Origin of the sequence: Amycolatopsis albidoflavus, assembly GCF_039525725.1 — a bacterium.
In the GTDB taxonomy this organism is placed as follows: Bacteria; Actinomycetota; Actinomycetes; order Mycobacteriales; family Pseudonocardiaceae; genus Amycolatopsis; species Amycolatopsis albidoflava.
Genome location: NZ_BAAAHV010000022.1, coordinates 378,499 through 400,224 on the forward strand (window position 1 = coordinate 378,499; position 21,726 = coordinate 400,224).

The following is a 21,726-nucleotide window of genomic DNA, read 5'->3' on the forward strand; positions in this document are numbered from 1 at the left end:
CCCGCATCGCGGATCTCCCTGGCTGGGTTGAGTTTCGCGATTCGTTGAGTCCGCTACTGGCTCGTTGTCTGCTGGCTGGCGGCCGAGTTTGGTTCGGCCTCCGGGTTGAGTGTCTCGATTGGTTGAGTCCGCTGCTGGTTCGTCGTCTGCTAGCTGGCGGCGGACCTTGGGTCCGGGTCCGCGTTGAGCCCGCCGTTGGCTTGCCGTCTGCTAGTTCGCGGCCGACTTTGGTACGGGCTCCGGGCCGAGTTTCGCGATTGGTTGAGTCTGCCGACGGCTCGTCGTCTGCTAGCGCGCGGCCGACCTTGGTTCCGGCCCCGCGCTGAGTCCCCAGCCCCTCCCACTTGCCCGAAGTGTCCCTTCGCTGCCGACTTTCTCCGCGCAGGCAGTTTCGCTTCGTGCCCCGTTCCGTATTCCCCTTCGCTGCCAACCCCTTCCGTCCAAACCACTCCACCCGCCCCCCGCGCTCTCCAACCTCTCGCCGCCCGCCCGATTCCGCCCCTTCCTCCCTCCCAATCGGGTGACATTCACGCAAAACCGGCGCGAGGGGACCCCTCGCGACACCGGCGGCTGGGGTTCTGTCGGACCCGGCTGGCATCATCGCCTTCGTGGAAACCCTTTCCAACAACGCCGCCGAGGAGCGCCCCCGCACGCGGCGGTTCCGAATCAGCTCCATCGAGATCCTGTGCGCCGTATTGCTCGTGGCTGTCCTCGCGCAAAGCAAGCTCCAGGACCTCTTCGACGTGCCCGCGCTGCGCACCGGGTCCACCGTCTTCGTCGCGGTGTGCGTGCAGGCGCTGCCGTTTCTCGTGCTCGGCGTGCTGATCAGCGGCGCCATCGCCGCCTTCGTGCCCGCCCGCGCGCTGGAACGGGTGCTGCCGAGGAGAGCGTCGGCCGCGGTCGGCGTCGCCGGGCTGGCCGGAGTCGCTCTGCCCGGCTGCGAATGCGCGTCGGTTCCCGTGGCGCGCCGGTTGATCGGCCAAGGCGTCGCGCCCGCCGCCGCGCTCACCTTCCTGCTCGCCGCACCCGCGGTGAACCCGGTGGTGCTGGTGGCCACCGCGGTCGCTTTCCCCGGCCGCCCGGAAATGGTGTTCGCGCGGTTCGCCGGCTCGCTCGCCACCGCGATGGTGATGGGCTGGATCTGGGCCCGCTGGGGCAAACTGTCCTGGATCACCGAACGAGCGCTGCGCCGGCTGCCCGACGTCCAACCAGGACAGCGATGGCGCGTCTTCACCGAAACCGCCCGCACCGATCTCGTGGAAGCCGGAGGTTTCCTCGTCCTCGGCGCACTGATTTCCGCTTCCCTCAACGTTCTCGTGCCCGCGAAGTGGTTCGAAGTGTTGTCCGGACAGGTAATCGTCGGTGTCGTAGTGATGGCGGTGCTGGCCGTAGTCCTCGCGCTGTGCAGTGAGGCCGACGCCTTCGTCGCCGCTTCCCTCACCGCCGTGCCCTTGCTGCCGAAGCTGGTGTTCCTGGTGGTCGGCCCCGCCGTCGACGTCAAGCTTTTCGCCCTGCAGACAGGCACTTTCGGCCGATCCTTCGCCGCCCGGTTCGCCCCGGTCACCTTCGTGGTGGCGATCGCCTGCGGCACCGTCGCGGGCGTGATCTTCCTCGGAGGAGTCCGATGAGGCGCGAAACCCAAAACGTGCTGCTGATCCTCCTGGGCGGCGCCCTCGTGAAGATCGCGCTCAACGGCGACTACCTGCGCTACGTAAAACCAGCCCAGCAGCCATGGATCATCGCAGGCGGCGCGGTAATGCTGGTGCTAGGCGCGACAGCCATCATCCGCGACATCACGGCCGCGCGCGCCGCGGCAAAAGCAGCCCAAGAATCCGAAACCGCCGACCATCCAGACGCACACGGCCACCACCATCACCCGGCGCGCTCCGCCTGGCTGCTGGTCGTCCCGGTACTGGCGGTATTCCTCGTCGCACCACCCGCTCTCGGCGCGGATTCGGTCACCCGCACCGAAGCACGCCTGCCCGCCAGCGCCGCGACCACGTCCGCAGCCGCGTTCCCGCCGCTGCCTGCCGGGGCAGTGGTGCCGATGGCGATGAACCAGGTAGTCACGCGTGCGGGCTGGGACGCCAACGGCACCATGAACGGACGCACCGTCGAAATCTCCGGGTTCGTCGTCCACACCGGAGGCCAAACCCTGTTGGCCCGCCTGGTGATCAGTTGCTGCGCAGCCGACGCGGCCCCCGTCACCGTGCACCTCAAAGGCGGCGACGCTGACCGCTTCCCGAGCGACACCTGGCTGCGCGTCGCAGGCCAAGTCGTCCCGGGCACGGCGACCGAAGCCAACAGCTACACACCGGACCTGGTCCCGGTGACAGTCGAGCGGATCACCGCGCCGAAGGATCCGTATGAATACTGAAAAGAGCGACGCCCCCTTGGACTCGACGTCCTCGGAACGCGGCCCGCCGCGCCTACCCGCCCGGTGCACCTGAGCCTCACCGACCGATCCCGAAGCGGTTCTGCTTCGAGCGCTCGCTCAAGCCCCCGGCTTGAGACGGCTCCCGAACGGAACCTGACCGCGGTCAGCCCGGAGTTGCTCAGAGTTGCGAAACCCCTGCGGCCAGCCGCCCTCGCGGCGGCCCCGCTTGCCGGAAGCGTGCTCCGGACCCGTGACGAGCCCCGCTCCTCCCAGAGCCGAAACGGTTTCGCCGCCGAACCGAGTCGGCTCTGCTGCCCAGCGGCCAGATGCGGCAGTACTGCTAGTCCGAAGGGACCGGCTCGCCAACCAGACGGCAATCCGGGAGCGTCCCGAACACTGCGCTCGCTGTCCTGGGGACCCGCTCGCGTACTCGATCACCCTGCGAGTTCCGGCCCGCTGCCGAGCAGTTCGCCGCCATGGTCGGCAGCTCGCGTACTCGCCGAGCCGGAGCGCCCCGGCCAGAGGCAGCCACGGCCCCGGCGCGGTCAGCTCGAGTGTTCGGCGCAGGTGCCGGTGATCTCCACGGTGTGGCTGATCTCGGTGAACCCGTGGTCCGCCGCGATTTTCTCCGCCCAGCGTTCCACCGCGGGACCCTCGACCTCCACCGTGCGCCCGCACACGCGGCAGACGAGGTGATGGTGGTGGTGCGACGAGCACCGGCGGTAGATCGCCTCGCCGGAGTCGGTGCGCAGCACGTCGATCTCGCCCGCCTCGGAGAGCGACTGCAGCGTGCGGTAGACGGTGGTCAGGCCGATGCCGTCGCCGCGTTTGCGGAGTTCGTCGTGCAGTTCCTGGGCCGAACGGAAGTCGTCGACGGTGCTGAGCAGGTCGACCACCGCCGCACGCTGCTTCGTGGAACGCCGGCCGGGCACCGGGACCGGCTTGGGGACCGAGGACATCGTCACTTCCCTTCCTGCACGTGGGCGACCGCGTCGACGACGATGTGCGCCAGGTGATCGTCCACCAGCCGGTAGACGACCTCGCGACCGCGCCGCTCGCCCTGCACCACGCCCGCCGTCTTGAGGACGCGCAGGTGCTGGCTGATCAACGGCTGGGCGACGTCGAGTTCGTCCACGAGTTCGTGCACGCACCGGTCCGCCTCCCGCAACTGCAGCACGATAGCGATCCGCACCGGAGCGGCGAGCGCCCGGAGCAATTCGCCCGCGTCGGCGAGCACGCCCGAGGGAAGAACCGCCGGTCCGGAACCGGGGGACTGGCCGATTGAGCCGCTCGCACCGCCCGCGTGGACGCCATCCGCTCCGCCCGCATCGACGGGATGCGGCGGGTCCGCAGTCGGCTCCGCCTGCCCTCCGCCGACCGGCTCGTCCGCAGGTTCCGAAGGGGCCCGCCCGGTGGTGGCCGAGCTCGCGGCGCCCGCGCCCGCGTGCTCCGCAGAAGCCTCGTCGGTGGCCAGATGTGCTGTGGTTGCCTCGCCCGCATCTGCGCGGTCCGAGCCGGTCGCGCCACCACCGCTGACCGCCGCCGCTGAACTTGCGGCGGCTGCCTCTGCCAGGCCTGCGTGCTGCCCGGCCGGTCCAGAAGTCCCGGCCTCAGCCGACGCGGTCGAGCCCGCTCCGTTCGAGCCTGCGCTATTCGAGCCCGCCGAGTCCGCCCTGGCCGAACTCGCGCCAGCTGAGCCTTCCCCGACTGGGCCTGTCGCAGCCGGGCCCTTGCCAGCCGAATCGGCCGAGCCTGCCCCGGTTGAGCCTGCCTCAGCCGAACCCGACGAGCCCGCCCCGGCCGAACTCGCGGCAGCTGAGCCCGCGCCAGCCGAGCCGGTCCCAGCCGAGCCCACCCCAGCCGAACCAGCCGCCCCCACGCCCGGAGATCCAGCCCCCAGGCCGTCGGACAGGGCGCTCGAAGGTGCCGACTTCATCGCTGCCTCCACTCGCGTCCCGCCGCCCGCCTCGCCCGCCGTTCCCGACGCGCGGCGACGGCGCGAACCGTGGCCTGTCGGGAGCGGCGTTTCCGAAGCCGGATGTCATTGCCGATAACCGTCGCCGCCATCGTAGTGTTCCCTTCTCCGGGTTCGGTGATCGCCGGGTCGCGAGGGGACTAGCCTTCCGCGTGACCCGATCGGGTGAGTTCGGGAAGATTTGGCTTGTCGGCTTCGCAAGTCGTGGCGGACGGTGCAAGGTTGTCGCGGGGGCGTTTCGTCGCGTCTCGTACAGTGGCGGATCGCTCGGGGTTGCCGGAGGGCAGTGGGGAGACATGACTCGTTTCGTGACGAAGGCCGCGGTGGCGGCCCTGGTGGCACTTCCCGTCCTGGCTCCGGCCGCCGCGGCGCAGACTCCGGCCGGGCAGGCCGTCGATGAGAAGACCGGGCCGGTGTCGTTCGCCAACGTGGCGTCCGTCCGGCTCGGCGGCGACCCGCAGCACGGCGGCGCGCTGATCACCGAAACCCAGCGGTCCCCGCTCACCCCCGGCCAGTCTCAGCTCGGCACGGACCGCGTGGCGGTGCCGAAGGACGCGGGCGAGCGCTCCAGCTTCGGCCCGAACTACGAGATCGACCTCGGCAAGTACGGCGACAGCTCGACCAGCCCGTACCCGGCCGGCATCGCGAGCCGCGACCACCAGGTCGTCGCCGCGCTGCAGACCACCCACGTGCCCACCGCCGTCGCGGAGACGAACTACGCGCTGCGCGACCTCGGTCGCAAGAAGCTCAAGTCGCTCGACAACACGATGCTGGTCCTCGAAGGCGCGCGCAGCTCGGTCGACTGCTCCGGCCCCGGCAAGGTCACCGGCTCCACCACGGCCGCCCGCGTCTGGGTGCGCGGCGAAGACGACGCGCTGAAGCAGGTCGCGATGCCCGCCAACGGGACGCTCAGCGTCACCGGCCTCAAAATGGGCTCGCCCACGAGCGTGCCGCAGAGCGACCCCGGCAAGACCGTCTCCGACGTCGTCGTGTCCCGCGTTTCCGCGTTCGACCAGCTGATCAAGCAGGACGGCTGGCGCTCCGGCGACGTCACCGCGCAGGCGGGCTGGCGCGTCGAGATCACCACGCACGCGCGCGACGCCAAGGACACCAAGCTGAGCGACGTGCAGACCACCATGGTGCTCGGCGGCGTCAGCTGCTCGATCCCGAAGAACTTCGTCGCCGCGGCCGGCAACGGCTCGGGCAGCGGGGGCACGGTGCAGCAGCCGTCGGTGCCCACCGAGGTCCCGGCGGGCTACCTCGGCGCCCAGGCCGCCGCGCCGTCCGACGGCCTGCGCCTGCAGCTCGGCTTCGGCCTGCTCGGCGGCGGTCTGCTCTTCGGCGCGGTCGCGATCGTGCTCGGCCGGCGCCGCGCGGCGCGGGTCGTCCGTTCCCGCGGCGAATAGACCATGCCGCGCACCGTGCTGACGGTCGTGTCGGCGGTGATCGCCGTCCTGGCGATCGCGGCCGGCGTGATCGTCCTGACCTGGGTGCCCGCTCCGACCACGGCCGTCGCCGACCCGCCGCCCGGCTCGCTGCCGGGCGAGGACGGCGCGCCTGCCGAACTGCCCTCGGACGGCCAGGCGATCGGCCTGCAGCGCCCCGGCAGCATCCGGCTGCCCGACGGCTCCGAGGCCCGGCTGAAGCGCACCGAGATCACCCAGAAAGGCATCCTGCCGATCCCGCGCGGCCTCAGCGACGCCGCGTGGTGGGGTGCCCGTCTCGGCGCGCAGCAGGGCGCGGCGGTGCTGTCCGGACACGTCAACTGGGCCGGCGCGAAGGGACCCTTCGACGACCTGTGGCGCGTCCACACTGGCGACAACGTCAGCATCGTCGACGCCTCCGGCGGCCGTTGGCTCTACCGCGTCACCGGCGCGACCACGATCCCGAAGGAACAGTTGCCCGCGCAGGCCCCCGGCTGGTTCGCCCAGACCGGCCCGCACCGCCTGGTCCTGGTCACCTGCGGCGGCGACTACGTCGGCGGCACCGAGGGCTACGACGAGAACCGGATCGTCACGGCGGACCTGGTCTCGCGGCCGGACTGAGCCGGTCGGCCCGCGCCGTTCAGGGCTGGAACGGCTCGTTGAGCTTTGGACATCGGCCGCGTGACGGGTCCCCTCATCCGAAAACGCGAGCACCAAGGCCGCGAAGGAACCCGCCACCGCGGCGAAAATCAGTGCAACCCCTTCGCCGCCCCACCGCATGTCTCCCCGGAGAAACCTCCAGACCAGGGAGCACGATGCAGGGGACACAGGCCCAACCAGCACGCAAACGCGGCGCACTGATCGTCGCAGCGGCCGTCGTAGTCGTGGCAGCCGTCATCGCCGCGGTGCTGATCTTCTTCACCGGCAACGACAACGTGGCGCAGCCGCAGCAGCAGACCGGCACCGCACAGGCCGGCACCGGCGAGTCCGGAAACAGCCAGGCCGGGAACACCCAGCCGGACCCCGGGCAGACCCCCGGCACCGTCAAGCTGCCCGGCGGCGGGCAGGCGAAGCTGATTGCCGAGGAGGTCGGCGCCGACGGCGCGCTGCCGATCCCGAAGAGCCTCGCCGAAGCGGCCTGGTGGGGATCCGGCCTCGGGGCCGCCCGTGGCGTCACGCTGCTGTCCGGGCACGTCAACTGGGCAGGCAAGTCGGGGCCGTTCCAGGAGCTCTGGAAGATGAAGGCGGGCCAGGTCGTCACCGTCACCGACACCGCGGGCAAGCAGTGGGAGTACAAGATCGACGAGGCGCGCACGATCCACAAATCGGACCTCGCCGCGGAATCCGCGAAACTCTTCGACCCCGACGGCCCGCACCGGCTGGTGCTCGTCACGTGCGGCGGCGACTACGTCGGCGGCCAGGAGGGCTACGACGACAACCGGGTCGTGACGGCCTCCCCGGTCACTCGTTCGTGACCTCCGACCTGCGCGGAGGCTCCAGGGACCGGCCGGATACGCTGGACCTTCCGATAACTGTCCCCGCATGCGTCCGGAGCGTGGAGTGCCCGCCAACAAAATCGAAACCGTCGTCAGCCTGTGCAAGCACCGTGGCTTCGTCTTCCCGTCGGGAGACATCTACGGCGGCACCAAGTCGGCGTGGGACTACGGGCCGCTCGGCGTTGAGCTGAAGGACAACATCAAGCGCCAGTGGTGGAAGACCGTCGTGCAGAGCCGCGAAGACGTCGTCGGCATCGACTCGTCGGTGATCCTGCCGCGCCAGGTCTGGGTCGCCTCGGGGCACGTGAACGTGTTCACCGACCCGCTGATCGAGTGCCTTTCGTGCCACAAGCGGTTCCGCGCCGACCAGCTCGCCGAGGACTTCGAGGCGCGCACCGGCAAGGCGACCACCGAGGACGACCTGTCCGAGGTGCCGTGCCCGAACTGCGGCACTCGCGGCAAGTACACCGAGCCGCGCGACTTCAACATGATGCTGAAGACGCACCTCGGCCCGGTCGAGTCCGAGGAAGGCCTGCACTATCTCCGGCCGGAGACCGCGCAGGGCATCTTCGTGAACTTCCTCAACGTGCAGAAGGCCTCGCGCAAGAAGCCGCCGTTCGGCATCGGCCAGATCGGCAAGTCCTTCCGCAACGAGATCACGCCGGGCAACTTCATCTTCCGCACCCGCGAGTTCGAGCAGATGGAGATGGAGTTCTTCGTCGAGCCGGGCGACGACGAGCAGTGGCACCAGTACTGGATCGACGCGCGCACCGACTGGTACAAGGACCTCGGCATCAAGGCCGAGAACCTGCGCCACTTCGAGCACCCGAAGGAAAAGCTCTCGCACTACGCGAAGCGCACCGTCGACATCGAGTACCGGTTCGCGTTCAACGCGGGCCAGGAGTGGGGCGAGCTGGAAGGCATCGCCAACCGCACCGACTTCGACCTGACCACGCACTCGAACCACTCGGGCGTGGACCTGTCGTTCTTCGACCAGGCATCGGGCCAGCGCTACCGGCCGTTCGTGATCGAGCCCGCCGCGGGCGTCGGCCGTTCGATGATGGCGTTCCTGGTCGACGCGTACGACGAGGAAGAGGTGCCGAACGCCAAGGGCGGCACCGACAAGCGCACCGTGCTGCACCTCGACCCGCGGCTCGCGCCGTTCAAGGCCGCGGTGCTGCCGCTGTCGCGCAACGCCGACCTGTCGCCGAAGGCACGCGACCTGGCCGCGCGGCTGCGCAAGCACTGGAACGTCGACTTCGACGACGCCCAGGCGATCGGCCGCCGGTACCGCCGCCAGGACGAGATCGGCACGCCGTACTGCGTCACGGTCGACTTCGACACCCTCGAGGACAACGCGGTGACGGTGCGCGAGCGCGACAGCATGAGCCAGGAGCGCATCTCGATCGACCAGGTCGAGTCGTACCTGGCCGGTCGTCTGCTCGGCTGCTGACGGACGCGAAAACCCTTCCGGACGGCCCTTTCCCGCGCAACGGGGGGAGGGCCGTCCGGCATTTCACCCCCGGCACCCACCGGCACCCCTGACACTTGTCACGGTCGGGTCGTGACGCTCGGCCTGCGTACCGGCCCCCTCGGCGCGGCACGCTTCAAGCCATGGACAACACACAGGCAATCGCGGCGGGGGCGGCGATCCGGCTGGGCGGGATCGCGAAGCGCTACGGCGACGTGCGCGCGGTCAAGCACGTCGACCTGACCATCGCGCCGGGGGAAGTGGTGGCGCTGCTCGGACCCAACGGGGCGGGCAAATCGACCACCGTCGACATGATTCTGGGGCTCACCAAACCCGACGAGGGCACCGTTTCGGTGTTCGGCCAGACACCCGCCGACGCGGTGCGCGCCGGGATGATCGGCGCGATGCTGCAGGGCGGCACGCTGCTGGACGACTTGACCGTGCGCGAAACTGTCGGCCTCGTCGCGAAACTGCACGGCCGTCCGATGCCGGTGCGCGACGCGCTGCGCAGCGCCGGCGTCGAGGACATCGCCGACCGGCGGGCCAACAAGCTTTCCGGCGGCCAGAAGCAGCGCGTGCGGTTCGCGGTCGCGCTGGTGTCCGATCCCGATCTGCTCGTGCTCGACGAGCCGACCGCGGCGATGGACGTCGGCAGCAGGCGCGAGTTCTGGAAGTCGATGTACTCCTTCACTGATACCGGCCGCACCGTGCTCTTCGCGACCCATTACCTCGAAGAGGCGGAAGAATTCGCCGACCGGGTGGTGCTGATGCGGGCCGGGGAGGTCGTCGCCGACGGGTCTGTCGCGGAGGTCCGCGCGCTCGCCGGCGGCCGCACGATTCGCGCGGTGCTTCCGGCCGGGGTCAGCGATCAGCTCGTTTCGACGCTGCCCGCGGTCACGTCCTTCGAACTGCGCGGCGAACGCGTCGCACTGTCCAGTTCGGACTCCGACACCACCTTGCGCGCGCTGCTCGCCGCCGTCCCGGCCGTGCACGACATCGAGATCGGCGCGGTCGGCCTCGAAGGCGCGTTCCTTTCCCTGACCTCCGACGAAACGGAAGAAGCAGTCCGATGAACCCCGCCTACCTGGTCGTCGAAACCCGCAGGCTGTTCCGCTCGCCGCGGTTCCTGATCTTCGTCGTGGCCTTCCCGGTCATCATGTTCCTGTTGCAGGCCACGGTGTTCACCGACAAATCCGCGCCGGACCACGTCGCGGTCGCGGGCGTGATCATGGTCAACATGATGACGTTCGGCACCTTCGCCGCGGCCACCACGAACGGCGCCCGGCTCGCGATCGAGCGGGCGGGCGGCTGGCAGCGGCAGCTGCGGCTGACCCCGCTGTCGGGCGCGGGCTACCTCGGCGGCAAAGCGCTTTCCGGGATGCTCGCCGGGCTGCCCGCGCTGATCCTGGTCCCGGCTATCGCGGCCTTCTCCCAGGGCGTGCACCTCGACCCGGCGGGCTGGCTGCGCGTCTTCCTCGGCGTTTTCCTCGGCACCATCCCGCTGGTGCTGCTCGGACTGCTGCTGGGCCAGTTCGGCACGCCGGAGTCGATGCAGCCGATCAGCATGATCGTCACCCTCGGCATGGGTTTCCTCGGCGGGCTCTGGATCCCGCTGGAGGGCATGCCGTCCTGGATGCACGACGTCGCGCAGATCATGCCGACCTACTGGGTCCTCGGACTGGCCCGGCCCGCAGTGACGAATCAGCTGCTCGTGAGCTTGCCGACGGCGATCGGCGTGCTGGGCGCGTGGACGCTGGCGCTCGGGATTGTCGTGGTCAGGCGATACCGTAAGGACAGCGCTCGGGTTTGACCGGGCGGGGAAGGAAGAACGACGTGTGGCCACTCGGCCGAGAGGCGACGACCGGCGACCCCGCCACGCACCGGTTCGGGCTCAACGACCGGGCGTCCTGGTGGGACGATCCGCCGGTGCGCCCGGGACGCGGGCCGCACAAGATCGGCTGGCCGATCTTCGCCGTGGCGTTCGTGCTGCCGTTCCTGATCCCGGCGACCCGCGGACTGGTCGTGGACTCCGGGCCGCTGTGGGTCCGGATCCTGCTCGGCGTGCTGGTCTACTCCTACTGTGCCTGCTACGCGGTGTTTCCAGTGGTCTTCGGCAAGCCCCGGCGGGTGAAGCTCTGGTTCGGCGGGGTCATGCTGGTGCTGGGCCTGGCGTGCGCGCTCGCCACCGATGCCAACCCGTACGTCCTGCTCTACGCCACCGCTACGCTTGCCTTCCTGTTCCCGGCCGCGTGGTCGGTGATCTTCAACGGAACGGCGATGGGCCTGCTGGTGCTGGTCCTGTGGCTGCGCGGGGATCTGTCCGAGCACGTCTCCGACGTGATCACGGTCGTCTCGGTCACGTCGGCGATGTTCTTCATGTCCAACCTGATCCGGGCGATCCGGCGGCTGGAGCTGGCGAACAAGGAAATCGCGACGCTCGCGGTCGCCAGCGAACGCGAGCGGGTCGCCCGGGATCTGCACGATCTGCTCGGGCACAGCCTGACCACGATCACCGTCAAGTCCGGACTGGCGCGGCGGGTATTGGAAAGCTCCGGCGACATCGGCCGGGCGGTGCAGGAGATCCGCGAGGTCGAGGGGCTGAGCCGTTCGGCGCTGTCGGATGTGCGCGCGACGGTGACGGAGTACCGGGAGGTGTCGCTGGCCGCGGAGATCGCCGGGGCGCGGGCGGCGTTGCGCGCGGCGGAGATCGACGCCGAGCTGCCGCACGCGGTAGACACCGTGCGCGCGGAGTTGCACAGCACGTTCGGCTACGTGCTGCGCGAGGCGATCACCAACGTGCTGCGGCATTCCGGCGCGAAGTCGGTGAAGGTGCGGCTGGGCAGCGACTGGATGGAGATCGAGGACAACGGCTGCGCCACGGGGGAGGTCACGCCGGGCAATGGATTGCGGGGATTGTCCGAACGGCTGGCCGCGATCGGGGGCACGGTGACGACGCGGGTGCGGCCGGGGGGAGGATGGGTCGTCCGGGCCGAAGTCCCGGAGCCGAGCCCGGACGGATCCGCCGTCGCGGTGCGGGCCGAACCCGCTGGAGGACTGGCGTGATCCGGGTGCTGCTGGCCGACGACCAGGCGATGGTGCGCGGGGCGCTGGCCACCGTGCTCGGCCTGGAAGCCGACATCGAGGTCGTGGGCCAGGTCGGCAACGGCGACGAGGTGGTGGCCGCGGCGAAGGAAACGGCGCCGGACGTCGCGCTGCTCGACGTGCAGATGCCCGGCATGGACGGCCTCACCGCGGCGGCCGAGCTGAAAACCGCGCTGCCGGCGTGCCGGGTGATCATCTGCACGACGTTCGGCCGCCCCGGCTACCTGGCCCGGGCGATGGCGGCGGGCGCGGCCGGGTTCGTGGTGAAGGACGCGCCGCCGGAACAGCTCGTCGAGGCGGTGCGTCGAGTCCACAGTGGACTGCGAGTGGTCGACCCGGCGCTGGCCGCGGAATCGCTCGCCACCGGGACGAGTCCGCTGACTGCCCGGGAACGCGACGTGCTCAGCGCGGCGAAGGACGGAAGCACGGTGGCGGATATCGCGAAATCCCTTTTCCTGTCCGACGGAACGGTGCGCAACCATCTGTCGTCGGCGATCGGGAAGACGGGCGCGCGCACCCGGGCGGAGGCGGTGCGGTTGTCGGAGGAACGCGGCTGGCTTTAGGGGCGCGCGGTTTCCCGGCGAGAACCTCGGTGCGGCATGGGGTGTGTGGACGCGCCGAAAGCCGCTCCGAAAGCCGCGCTGAGTGCCGTGAACGCCCCAGCGCCGCGTCGAGTGCGTTCGCGCGCCAAAGGCCACATTGGCGCGCGAACGCGTCGAAGGCGTGACGGGCGTAGGAGATGCACCCAGAACCGCGCGGTCTCGGGACATACTCAGAGTGGCATCGGGGCGCCTTCCCGGCACCCGGGAGCGGCTCTGCGAGGATGTCCGCCATGGATGCGTGGACTGGTCCCACCGCGGGAAACTGGGTGCGCCGCATCGTTTTCGGTGCGGTGCTGGCCCTCGTCGCGGTCGTCGGCGGCACCGCGTTCCGCGTGTGGCAGGTCGCGCGCGAGAACGACCGGACGCCGGCGGACGCGATCGTCGTGCTGGGCGCCGCGCAGTACAACGGCAAGCCCTCCGAAATCTTCACCGCCCGGCTGGAGAAGGCGCGTCAGCTGTACGCCGAGGGCGTCTCGAAAACCGTCATCACCGCTGGCGGCAAGAAGACCCGCGACAACTTCACCGAGGCGACGGCGGGTGCGCGGTGGCTGATCAAACACGGCGTGCCGCAAGCCGCGACGCTGCCGGTCGGCGAGGGCAATGACACCCTGCGCAGCCTCCGCGCGGTAGCCGATCAGGTGAAGGCGCACGGCTGGCGTTCGGTGGTGCTGGTCAGCGATCCGTGGCACTCCTACCGGTCGCGGACGATGTCCGAGGACCTCGGCCTGGAGGCGTGGACCGCACCGACGCACAGCGGGCCGATCGTGCAGGAGCGGTCGACGCAGGTCCGCTACATCTTCCGCGAAACCGGCGCACTGCTGTTCTACGAGCTGACCAAGTCGCCCGCGGACGACCTGTTCGGCACGACGATGGGCTGAATTGTCGGTCCCCGCGCCTAAGCTGACGGGGTGAGTGACGGCTACCGCGAGCACGACCGCGCCCGCGTGCTGGCCGAGGAACCCAAGGGCGCGGCGCTGTCCGGCGCGCGGCCGGACGGGCGCAGCGCGTTCGCCCGCGACCGCGCGCGGGTGCTGCATTCCGCCGCGCTGCGCAGGCTGGCGGGCAAAACCCAGGTGGTCGGCCCTGGCGAGGGCGCGGAGGTCAGCGGCGCGCCGCGGACCCGGCTCACACATTCGCTGGAGGTCGCGCAGATCGGCCGCGGCATCGCCGAGGAACTGGGTGCGGACCCGGATCTGGTCGACACCGCGGGGCTGGCGCACGACATCGGGCACCCGCCGTTCGGCCACAACGGCGAACGCGCGCTCGACCAGGCGGCGCAGGCGTGCGGCGGGTTCGAGGGCAACGCGCAGACGCTGCGCATCCTCACGAGGCTGGAGCCCAAGGCGGTCGGCCCGGACGGCGCGACGGCCGGGCTCAACCTCACCCGGGCGTGTCTCGACGCCGCCACGAAATACCCGTGGCCGCGCCGGTCGGGAGAGCCGAAATACGGCGTGTACCCGGACGACACGACGGTGTTCGGCTGGATCCGCGAGGGCGCGCCGGGCCTTCGCCGGTGCCTGGAAGCGCAGATCATGGACTGGGCGGACGACGTGGCCTACTCGGTGCACGACGTCGAGGACGGGGTGCTGGCCGGCCGGATCCGGTTGCGGCTGCTGGCCGATCCGGAGGAACGCGCGGCGGTCGCCGAGGCCGCTTCCCGGCATTTCTCCACACTGTCGGTGTCCACTTTGGAGGGTGCGGCGAAGGAACTGCTCGACCTGCCGGTGGTCGCCGAGCTGGTGCGCACGGAGCCGGACGGTTCGCTGCGCGCCCAGGTCGCGCTCAAGCGGCTCACCAGCGAACTCGTCGGCCGGTTCGCCTCGGCCGCGGTCACCGGCACCCGAGCCGGCTACGGCGAGGGCCCGCTCACCCGGTACGCGGCGCGGCTCGCGGTGCCGGAGCAGGTCGGGGCGGAGGTGGCGCTGCTCAAGGCGCTGGCGCTGCGGTACGTGATGAGCGATCGCCGACGGCTGGCGATGCAGGACGGGCAGCGCGAGCTGATCACCGAGCTGGTGGCCGCGCTGTGCCGGCGCGCGCCCGAGGCGTTGGACCCGCTGCTGGTGCCGGCGTGGGACGCAGCATCGGACGACGCGGCGCGGTTGCGGGTGGTGGTGGACCAGGTGGCGTCGCTCACGGACGCGCAGGCCTACGAATGGCATCGATGGCACACCGGACGGCACGGAACGGCGCCGCCTGCCGAACCGTGAGCCGCGGAACCACCCGTTCCGGTACGGTCGCCGCATGGCCCTGGACAGCCACCTCACCTTCACCCTGGCGTTGCACGGTGCGACCGCGCCCCCGGGAACCGACGCGTGCCTCTCGCCCTACTCGGCGGCGAGCGCGCTCGGTCTAGCCGAACAGGCCGCGCGCGGACGCACCGCGGAAGAACTGGCCGCCGTGCTCGGCCGTGACCAGAGCGGGCTGCTCCACGCCGCGGCCGAGCTGGGCGACAAGGCCCAGCTGGCCGTCGCGAACACGCTTTGGGCCTCGGACCTGATCACCGTCGAGGACAGCTTCCAGGCCGAGCTCGTGCGCTGGCCCGGCGGCAAAGCCGAGACCGCGCCGTTCGCGACCGACCCCGAGGGCTCGCGCGAGCGGATCAACGCCGACGTGGACCAGACCACTCACGGGCTGATCCCGGAGCTGCTGCCCGAAGGCGCGATCCATCCGGACACACGTGCCAGCCTGGTCAACGCGCTCTACCTGAAAACCGCCTGGCGGCACCCCTTCCCGGAGCACGCCACCGCGGACAAGGACTTCCACACCCCCGACGGCGTACGCCAGGTGCCGACGATGCACTTGGACGAATCCGTCGGCTACGCGCACGAAAACGGCTGGCAGGTCGTCCGGCTGACGGCCGAGGGCGGCGTCGAGACGGTGATCCTGCTGCCGGACGGCGACCTCGACAGCGCCGAAGCAGCGCTAGACACGCAAGCGTTGCGCGGGCTGCTGGAAAGCCCGAAGCAGCAGAAGATCCAGCTCTCACTGCCCAAGATCTCCCTCGACGCGCGCGCGGACCTCGAACGGGCGTTGCAGGGCCTCGGCGTCCGCGAGCTGTTCACCGACGACGCGGACCTCACCGGTCTCACGCCGGACCGTCCGCTGTGGGTGGACAGCATCCTGCACCAGGCCGTGCTCCGGCTGGACGAACAAGGCCTCGAGGGCGCCGCCGCCACCGCGATCCAGATGCGCACTCTGTCGCTCATCTCCGGCGACCCGCTCGAAGTCCGGGTCGACCGGCCGTTCCTGCTGCTGGTGCGCCACGCCGAAACCGGCGCGGTGTACTTCTTCGCCCGGGTGGTGCGCCCCGCGTGAGCGTGTTCCGGCCCGAAGCAAACCCCGAAGCGAAACCCGAAGCACCGCCTCGCGAACCCGGCGCCACCGCGGTCACCGCCGCCGAACCGCGGATGCGCCGGTCCTGGGCCGACGCCGGGATCATCGGCGCGTACCTGGCGTTCTCGGTGCTGCTGTTCGGCGGCCTGTGGGCCGACCTCGGCCAGGGCTACCTGTGGAACAGCGCGTCGGACCAGAACCTGTGGGAATGGTTCTTCGCGGTCACCGCGAAATCGGTGCAGCACCTGGAAAACCCGCTCACCAGCGGCCTGCAGAACTACCCGCTCGGCGTGAACATGATGGCCAACACGGCCATGCTGGGCCTGGGCATCCCGCTCACCCCGATCACGCTCGTGTTCGGCCCGACGGCCACCTGGGCGATCGCGCTCACCGGCAGCCTCGCCGGCAGCGCGGCGGCCTGGTACTGGGTGTTCTCGCGGCACCTCGTGCGGCACCGGGTGTCCGCGGCGATCGGCGGCGCGTTCGCCGGATTCGCGCCGCCGATGATCTCGCACGCCAACGCGCATCCGAACTTCGTCGCGTGGTTCCTGCTGCCGTTCATCGCGCTCAAGGTGATCCAGCTGGCGCAGGGCAACCGCCCGGTGCGCAACGGGATCTGGCTCGGCGTGCTCACCGCGTACCAGATTTTCCTCGGCGAAGAGCCGCTGCTGATCTTCGCGCTCGGCTTCCTGATCTTCGCGGTTTCCTACTGCGCTTCGCGGCGTCGCGAGATCAAGGCGATGGTGCGGCCGGTGCTGCTCGGCGGCGGCATCGCGGTGGTGCTGACGCTGGTGGTCGTCGCGTTCCCGTTGTGGTGGCAGTTCTTCGGCCCGGACAGCTACACCGGGCTCGAACACGGCCAGGTCGGCAACGACACCGCCGCGATGACCCGGTTCGCGACGCAATCGGTGTCCGGGCAGCCGGAGGCGGCGGCCGCGGTGTCGCTGAACCGCACCGAGGAGAACGCGTTCTTCGGCTGGCCGCTGATCGTGCTGATGGTCGTGATCACGGCGTGGCTGTGGCGCGAGGTCGTGGCGCGGTCGCTGGCGATCTCGATGTTCCTGATGGCCTGGCTTTCGCTCGGCTCCGAGATCACCGTGCTGCACGAGAACACCGGCGTGCCCGGTCCGTGGAAGCTGCTGGCGGACCTGCCGTTGTTCGAATCGCTGCTGGAATCGCGGCTGGCGATGGCGTGCGTGCCCGCGATCGGCGCGCTGCTCGCGATCGCGACTGATCGCGTGTTCACCGCGGCCGGAAAGGGCGAGCTGAAGCTGCCGGTGCGGCTGATCTGGATCGGCGCGGTCGCGGCCGTGCTGCTGCCGATCGCGCCGACCCAGCTGCTCGTGCAGAAACGCCCGCCGACGCCCGCGTTCTTCGCCGACGGCACCTGGCAGATGTACGTCGCGCCCGGCGGGACCGTGGTGCCGGTGCCGCTGCCGAGCTCGGGGGAGTCGGAGCCGCTGCACTGGCAGATGGACGCCGGCCTGCAGTACGCGATGCCCGAGGGCTACTTCGTCGGCCCGCAGGGTCCGAACGACAAACGCGGCCGCTACGGCTCCTACCAGCGGCCGACCTCGACGCTGTTCGACCGGGTCCGCGACTCCAAGCAGGCGCAGGAGGTCACCGACGCCGACCGGAACCAGGCGATCGAGGACCTGCGCTACTGGAACGCCAGCGTGCTCGTGCTGATCCCGCGCGAGCACAGCGACGCCTACCGCGCCACCGTCGACCTTCTGCTGCGCAAACCCGGGCAGTACGTGGACGGCGTGTGGGTCTGGGATGTGCGCCCGATCACCGGTCACCGCTGACGCTGTCACATCTCGCGCGGCTGTCCCGTTCCTCCCTCGAACCACTCAGAAGGAGGACCCGACATGCCTCGTATCCCGGTCAAACGAGCCACGGACAGCGGCCCGGTGCTGAAGCTCTTCTACCGGATCGCCGGGAAGCGATACGGCGCGGTGCCGGAGCCGATGGCCGTCGTGGCGCACCACCGCGGGCTGCTGCGGACCAGCATCGCGCACGAACTGATGGCGGAGAAAGCGTCGAAGCACCTGCCCGCCAATGTGCGGGAACTGGCCGTGTACCGCGTCGCGACGCAGATCGGCTGCTCGTGGTGCGTCGACTTCGGCACCATGCTGCAGCGGCACGACGGCCTCGACATCGACCGGCTCAAGCACATCGACGAGTACGCGACGTCGCCGCTGTTCACCCGCCAGGAGCGGCTGGCGCTCGCGCTCGCGGACGCGATGTCCGGCCCGGCCGTCACGGTCACCGACGAGCAGATCGCCGAGCTGGTGGCCGAATTCGGCGAGAAGGGCGTGGTCGAGCTGACGTATCAGATCGGCCTGGAGAACTCGCGGGCGCGGATGAACAGCGCGCTCGGCATCGTCGACCAGGGCTTCACCTCGGGCGACGCCTGCCGAGTCCCGATCCCGTGACCCCGGGAGGCCCGTGAAGGGCTCCTTGAGGGAATCAGATTCCCTCAAGGAGCCCTTCACGGACTACTGCTCCGGCCGGGTGATGCGGGTGAGCTTCTCCGGGTTGACCTGGTCGTAAAGGCCGACGATGCGGCCGTCGCGCACGCTGAACGTCTGCACGCGCTCGTCCAGGGCGAGGTAGCCGTCGACCGCGGGCAGTTGCGGCAGCCACAGGCCGAGGTCGCCGTTGACGAGCACCGGCCGCCCGTTCTCCATCGTGCCCGGCGCGTACTTCGCCAGTACGCCGAGCACGAAGCGGGCGACCTTGTCCTGTCCGACGATCATGCGGCGGCTGGTGCGCGAGCGGCCGTTGGAATCGCCGATCATGACCACGTCCGGGTGCAGCAGTTCGGTGACCGCGCGGATGTCGCCCGCCAGCAGCGCGACCACGAATTTCTCCAGCACCGGCTGCTGCTCCGCCAGCTCGAGCCGGGCGGGCGGGTCGGAGTCCTCGACCGCGCGGCGGCCGCGGGAGGCGTGCTGGCGCGCGGCGGCCGGGCTGCAGCCCAGGACGTCGGCGATCTCCGCGAACGGCACCGCGAACGCGTCGTGCAGCACGAACGCCACGCGCTGCTCCGGATTGAGCCGGTCGAGCACCACCATCGCGGCCATGCGCAGGCCGTCGTCGCGTACCGCGGCTTCCAGCGGATCCTCGCTCGCGGGCACGCCGAACGGCGTCACGATCGGCTCGGGCAGCCATTCGCCCACGTACTTCTCGCGTTGCACCGCCGCCGACCGCAGCCGGTCGAGGCAGATCCGGCCGACCACGGCGGTCAGCCAGCCGCGCAGATCGCGGATCCCGGCGCGGCCCGCGTCGTCGAGCCCGGACAGCCGCAGCCAGGCCTCCTGCGTCGCGTCCTCGGCGTCCGCGCGGGTGCCGGTGAGCCGGTAGGCCGCGGCGATCAGGTGCGGCCGGTGGGCGTCGAACTCGGCGGCGAACTCCTCGAGCGCGGTCGGTGTGCTCATGTCCCCGAGTGTGCCGCACGGCGCGGGGGGAGGGAGAACTATTGTGGTTCCCGTGGCAGGACGGATTCGGGAGAGCGATATCGCGGAGGTGCGTGAGCGCAACCGGATCGACGAGGTCGTGGGGGAGTACGTCGCGCTGCGGCGGGCAGGCGGGGGCAGCCTGAAGGGCCTGTGCCCGTTCCACAACGAGAAGACCCCGTCGTTCAACGTGCGCCCCACTCACGGGACCTTCCACTGCTTCGGCTGTGGCGAGGGCGGCGACGTCATCAAGTTCATTCAGAAGATCGACCTCGTGTCGTTCGTGGAGGCGGTCGAGCGGCTCGCCGACCGGGTCGGCATCCGGCTGACCTACGAGGGCGGCGGCGCGTCGGTGCAGCGCGACCGGGGCACCCGGTCCCGGCTGATCGAGGCGCACCGCGCGGCGTCCGAGTTCTATATCGAGCAGCTGGTCACCGACGAGGCGCGGGCGGCGCGGGACTTCCTGTCCGAGCGAGGTTTCGACGCCGCGGCGGCCAAGCAGTTCGGCTGCGGCTTCGCGCCCGGCGGCTGGGACAAGCTCACCAAGCACCTGCTCAACCGCGGGTTCGAGGTGAAGGAGCTGCTCGCGTCCGGGCTGTCGAAGGAGGGCCAGCGCGGCCCGATGGACCGGTTCCACCGGCGGCTGGTGTGGCCGATCCGCGACGTCGGCAACGACGTGGTCGGCTTCGGCGCGCGGCGGCTTTTCGACGACGACCGGATCTCGGCGAAGTACCTCAACACCTCCGAAACGCAGATCTACAAGAAGTCGCAGGTCATGTTCGGCCTCGACCAGGCCAAACGCGAGATCGCGAAACGGCACCAGGTCGTGGTGGTCGAGGGCTACACCGACGTGATGGCGATGCACGCGGCGGGCGTGCCGACGGCGGTCGCGTCCTCGGGCACCGCGTTCGGCGAGGACCACATGAAGGTCCTGCGCCGGCTGATGATGGACGACGACGCCTTCCGCGGCGAGGTCATCTTCACCTTCGACGGCGACGAGGCGGGGCAGAAGGCCGCGCTGAAGGCGTTCGAGGGCGACCAGACGTTCGCCGGGCAGACCTACATCGCGGTCGCGCCGGACGGGATGGACCCGTGCGAGCTGCGCATCGCGAAGGGCGACACCGCGGTACGGGACCTGGTGGCCCGTCGCACGCCGCTGTTCGAATTCGTGATCAAGAGCATGCTCAAGCAGTTCGACCTGGATTCGGTCGACGGCCAGGTTTCCGCGCTGCAGAAGACCGTGCCGATGGTCGCCGCGATCAAGGACCGGGCGAGCCGGGACGGTTACGCCTCCAAGCTCGCCTGGTGGGTCGGCTGGCAGGACGTCGCGCAGGTGGTCAACCGGGTGCGCGGCGCGGCCGGAGCGGCGTCCCGGCGCGGTCCGGCCGAACCGCAGCTGCGGCGGGGTGCGTCGCGGCAGGAAACCCCGGCGCCCGAACCGGAGAAGCAGGACCTGCCGCGTCCCGCGCCGAACGACCCGAGGTTCGTCGGACAGCGCGAGGCGCTCAAGGCCGCGCTGCAGCAACCCGCGATCGCGGGTCCGGAGTACGACTCGCTGCCGGAAGAGGCGTTCACGCATCCGGTGTACATCGCGGTGCACCTGGCCGTGCTGAAGGCGGGCGGGGCGGCGTCCGGGCTCACCGGGCCCGCGCTGCTGGACGCCGCGTCGGCGCACTGTCCGGAAGGGACGGTCCGCCGGGTGCTCAGCGAACTGGCGGTGGAACCGTTGCGCGCCTTGGGGGAAGTGGACTCGCGCTACATCTCCGGCGTGCTCGCGGGCGTGCAGGAGAACCTCGTCGGCAGGCAGATCGGCGAGATCAAGTCGAAGCTGCAGCGGCTGTCGCCGGTCGAGGCCCCGGACGACTACCGCGCGCTGTTCGGCGACCTGGTGGCGCTGGAGCAGTACCGGAAGTCGCTGCGCGAGCAGGCGGCGAGCGGGTGGGAGTGACGTGGGACTGCTGAACCGGTTCTTCGGCGGCGGGCTGCCCGCGGGGTTTCCCGGCAAGCTGGACCAGGGCGAGGACCCGGTCGCCGCGGCGGCGGTCGAGGGCGGCGGGCACCTGGTCGTGACGTCGCTGGGCCTGTGGATCCCGACCGGCGAGGGCGCGACGCGGCGGGTCGGCTGGCACTTGGTGGGCAAGGCGACCTGGGGCGAGGGCGTGTTCACGCTGACCGAATCGGAGGAGACCGGGCGGACGGGGGCGGTCGCGGTGCTGGCCGACCGCGAGCCGGTGCGGTTCCGGCTGCCGCAGCCGGGAAAGGTGCCGCAGCAGGTGCGTCTGCGGGTCGACGGCTCGGTGCGCGGACGGCACCGGCACGAGTTCCCCGAGGGCGGCGCGTGGTTCGTCCAGCGCAAGGTCCCCGGCCGCGACGGCGTGGAACTGCAAGTCCGCCCCGACCCGGGCACCGATCCGGCGCTGGTCGAGGCGGTCGCGGCAGAGGTCGCGGAGAAGCTGGCCAACCGCGCCGAGTAGCAGTACGCTCG

At 70.6% G+C, this 21,726-nt stretch carries 20 protein-coding genes; 17 read left to right on the plus strand and 3 right to left on the minus strand.

The annotated features are described in order from the left end of the window. Positions 1-608 precede the first annotated feature (608 nt). Together ABD156_RS34910 and ABD156_RS34915 are read left to right on the plus strand one after the other, a co-directional pair. Positions 609-1,628 carry a permease gene (locus ABD156_RS34910; protein WP_344283989.1) on the plus strand — a complete coding sequence of 340 codons (1,020 nt, stop codon included), beginning with the start codon at positions 609-611 and terminating at the stop codon, positions 1,626-1,628. After that, a complete protein-coding gene (locus ABD156_RS34915; protein ID WP_344283992.1) occupies positions 1,625-2,377 on the plus strand; it encodes a TIGR03943 family putative permease subunit in 753 nt (250 codons plus the stop codon). The genes ABD156_RS34910 and ABD156_RS34915 overlap by 4 nt, the downstream gene beginning before the upstream one ends. 545 nt (positions 2,378-2,922) lie before the next feature. Here ABD156_RS34915 and ABD156_RS34920 read toward each other — a convergent pair. Further along, positions 2,923-3,336: a Fur family transcriptional regulator gene (locus ABD156_RS34920; RefSeq protein WP_344283995.1), complete on the minus strand. Its 414-nt coding sequence runs from the start codon at positions 3,334-3,336 to the stop codon at positions 2,923-2,925. Positions 3,337-3,338: 2 nt separating this feature from the next. Further along, positions 3,339-3,659 carry an ArsR/SmtB family transcription factor gene (locus ABD156_RS34925; protein ID WP_344285314.1) on the minus strand — a complete coding sequence of 107 codons (321 nt, stop codon included), beginning with the start codon at positions 3,657-3,659 and terminating at the stop codon, positions 3,339-3,341. 989 nt (positions 3,660-4,648) lie between these two features. Between ABD156_RS34925 and ABD156_RS34930 the strand changes: the two genes are divergently transcribed. From ABD156_RS34930 to ABD156_RS34990, 13 genes are all read left to right on the plus strand, one after another. Then, positions 4,649-5,758, plus strand: a complete 1,110-nt coding sequence (locus ABD156_RS34930) for a hypothetical protein (protein ID WP_344283998.1) — start codon at positions 4,649-4,651, stop codon at positions 5,756-5,758. 3 nt (positions 5,759-5,761) lie between these two features. Beyond that, positions 5,762-6,397 (plus strand): class F sortase, encoded by a 636-nt coding sequence (locus ABD156_RS34935; protein WP_344284001.1) that lies wholly within the window; start codon positions 5,762-5,764, stop codon positions 6,395-6,397. Between the two features lie 194 nt (positions 6,398-6,591). Next, entirely contained in the window at positions 6,592-7,251 is a 660-nt protein-coding gene (locus ABD156_RS34940; protein ID WP_344284004.1) for a class F sortase, read from the plus strand. Positions 7,252-7,336: 85 nt separating this feature from the next. Further along, complete coding sequence (locus tag ABD156_RS34945; RefSeq protein ID WP_344284007.1) at positions 7,337-8,725, plus strand: glycine--tRNA ligase; 1,389 nt, start codon at positions 7,337-7,339, stop codon at positions 8,723-8,725. Positions 8,726-8,886: 161 nt separating this feature from the next. Further along, entirely contained in the window at positions 8,887-9,816 is a 930-nt protein-coding gene (locus ABD156_RS34950) for an ABC transporter ATP-binding protein (protein WP_344284010.1), read from the plus strand. After that, positions 9,813-10,553 (plus strand): ABC transporter permease, encoded by a 741-nt coding sequence (locus ABD156_RS34955; protein ID WP_344284013.1) that lies wholly within the window; start codon positions 9,813-9,815, stop codon positions 10,551-10,553. The genes ABD156_RS34950 and ABD156_RS34955 overlap by 4 nt, the downstream gene beginning before the upstream one ends. Positions 10,554-10,576: 23 nt before the next feature. Beyond that, positions 10,577-11,806 carry a sensor histidine kinase gene (locus ABD156_RS34960; protein WP_344284016.1) on the plus strand — a complete coding sequence of 410 codons (1,230 nt, stop codon included), beginning with the start codon at positions 10,577-10,579 and terminating at the stop codon, positions 11,804-11,806. Continuing rightward, the gene (locus ABD156_RS34965; RefSeq protein WP_344284019.1) at positions 11,803-12,408 is read left to right on the plus strand and encodes a response regulator; all 606 of its coding nucleotides are present in this window, start codon (positions 11,803-11,805) and stop codon (positions 12,406-12,408) included. Before ABD156_RS34960 ends, ABD156_RS34965 begins: the two co-directional genes overlap by 4 nt. Before the next feature lie 269 nt (positions 12,409-12,677). Next, positions 12,678-13,325, plus strand: a complete 648-nt coding sequence (locus tag ABD156_RS34970) for a YdcF family protein (protein ID WP_377927146.1) — start codon at positions 12,678-12,680, stop codon at positions 13,323-13,325. Between the two features lie 30 nt (positions 13,326-13,355). Then, entirely contained in the window at positions 13,356-14,654 is a 1,299-nt protein-coding gene (locus ABD156_RS34975) for a deoxyguanosinetriphosphate triphosphohydrolase (protein WP_344284025.1), read from the plus strand. A 34-nt stretch (positions 14,655-14,688) separates the two neighbouring features. Next, a complete protein-coding gene (locus ABD156_RS34980) occupies positions 14,689-15,762 on the plus strand; it encodes a serpin family protein (protein WP_344284028.1) in 1,074 nt (357 codons plus the stop codon). A 92-nt stretch (positions 15,763-15,854) separates the two neighbouring features. Next, positions 15,855-17,588, plus strand: a complete 1,734-nt coding sequence (locus ABD156_RS34985) for a glycosyl transferase (protein ID WP_344285317.1) — start codon at positions 15,855-15,857, stop codon at positions 17,586-17,588. A gap of 63 nt (positions 17,589-17,651) precedes the next feature. Further along, entirely contained in the window at positions 17,652-18,218 is a 567-nt protein-coding gene (locus ABD156_RS34990; protein WP_344284030.1) for a carboxymuconolactone decarboxylase family protein, read from the plus strand. A gap of 63 nt (positions 18,219-18,281) precedes the next feature. On the opposite strand, the gene ABD156_RS34995 is transcribed toward ABD156_RS34990, so the two are convergent. Continuing rightward, complete coding sequence (locus ABD156_RS34995) at positions 18,282-19,223, minus strand: sigma-70 family RNA polymerase sigma factor (RefSeq protein WP_344284033.1); 942 nt, start codon at positions 19,221-19,223, stop codon at positions 18,282-18,284. Between ABD156_RS34995 and dnaG the strand changes: the two genes are divergently transcribed. Next, positions 19,222-21,189, plus strand: coding sequence for a DNA primase (dnaG, locus tag ABD156_RS35000; RefSeq protein ID WP_425546121.1), 1,968 nt, complete (start codon positions 19,222-19,224; stop codon positions 21,187-21,189). The genes ABD156_RS34995 and dnaG overlap by 2 nt on opposite strands. 1 nt (position 21,190) lies before the next feature. Continuing rightward, positions 21,191-21,715 carry a hypothetical protein gene (locus ABD156_RS35005; RefSeq protein WP_344284039.1) on the plus strand — a complete coding sequence of 175 codons (525 nt, stop codon included), beginning with the start codon at positions 21,191-21,193 and terminating at the stop codon, positions 21,713-21,715. Positions 21,716-21,726 lie beyond the last annotated feature (11 nt).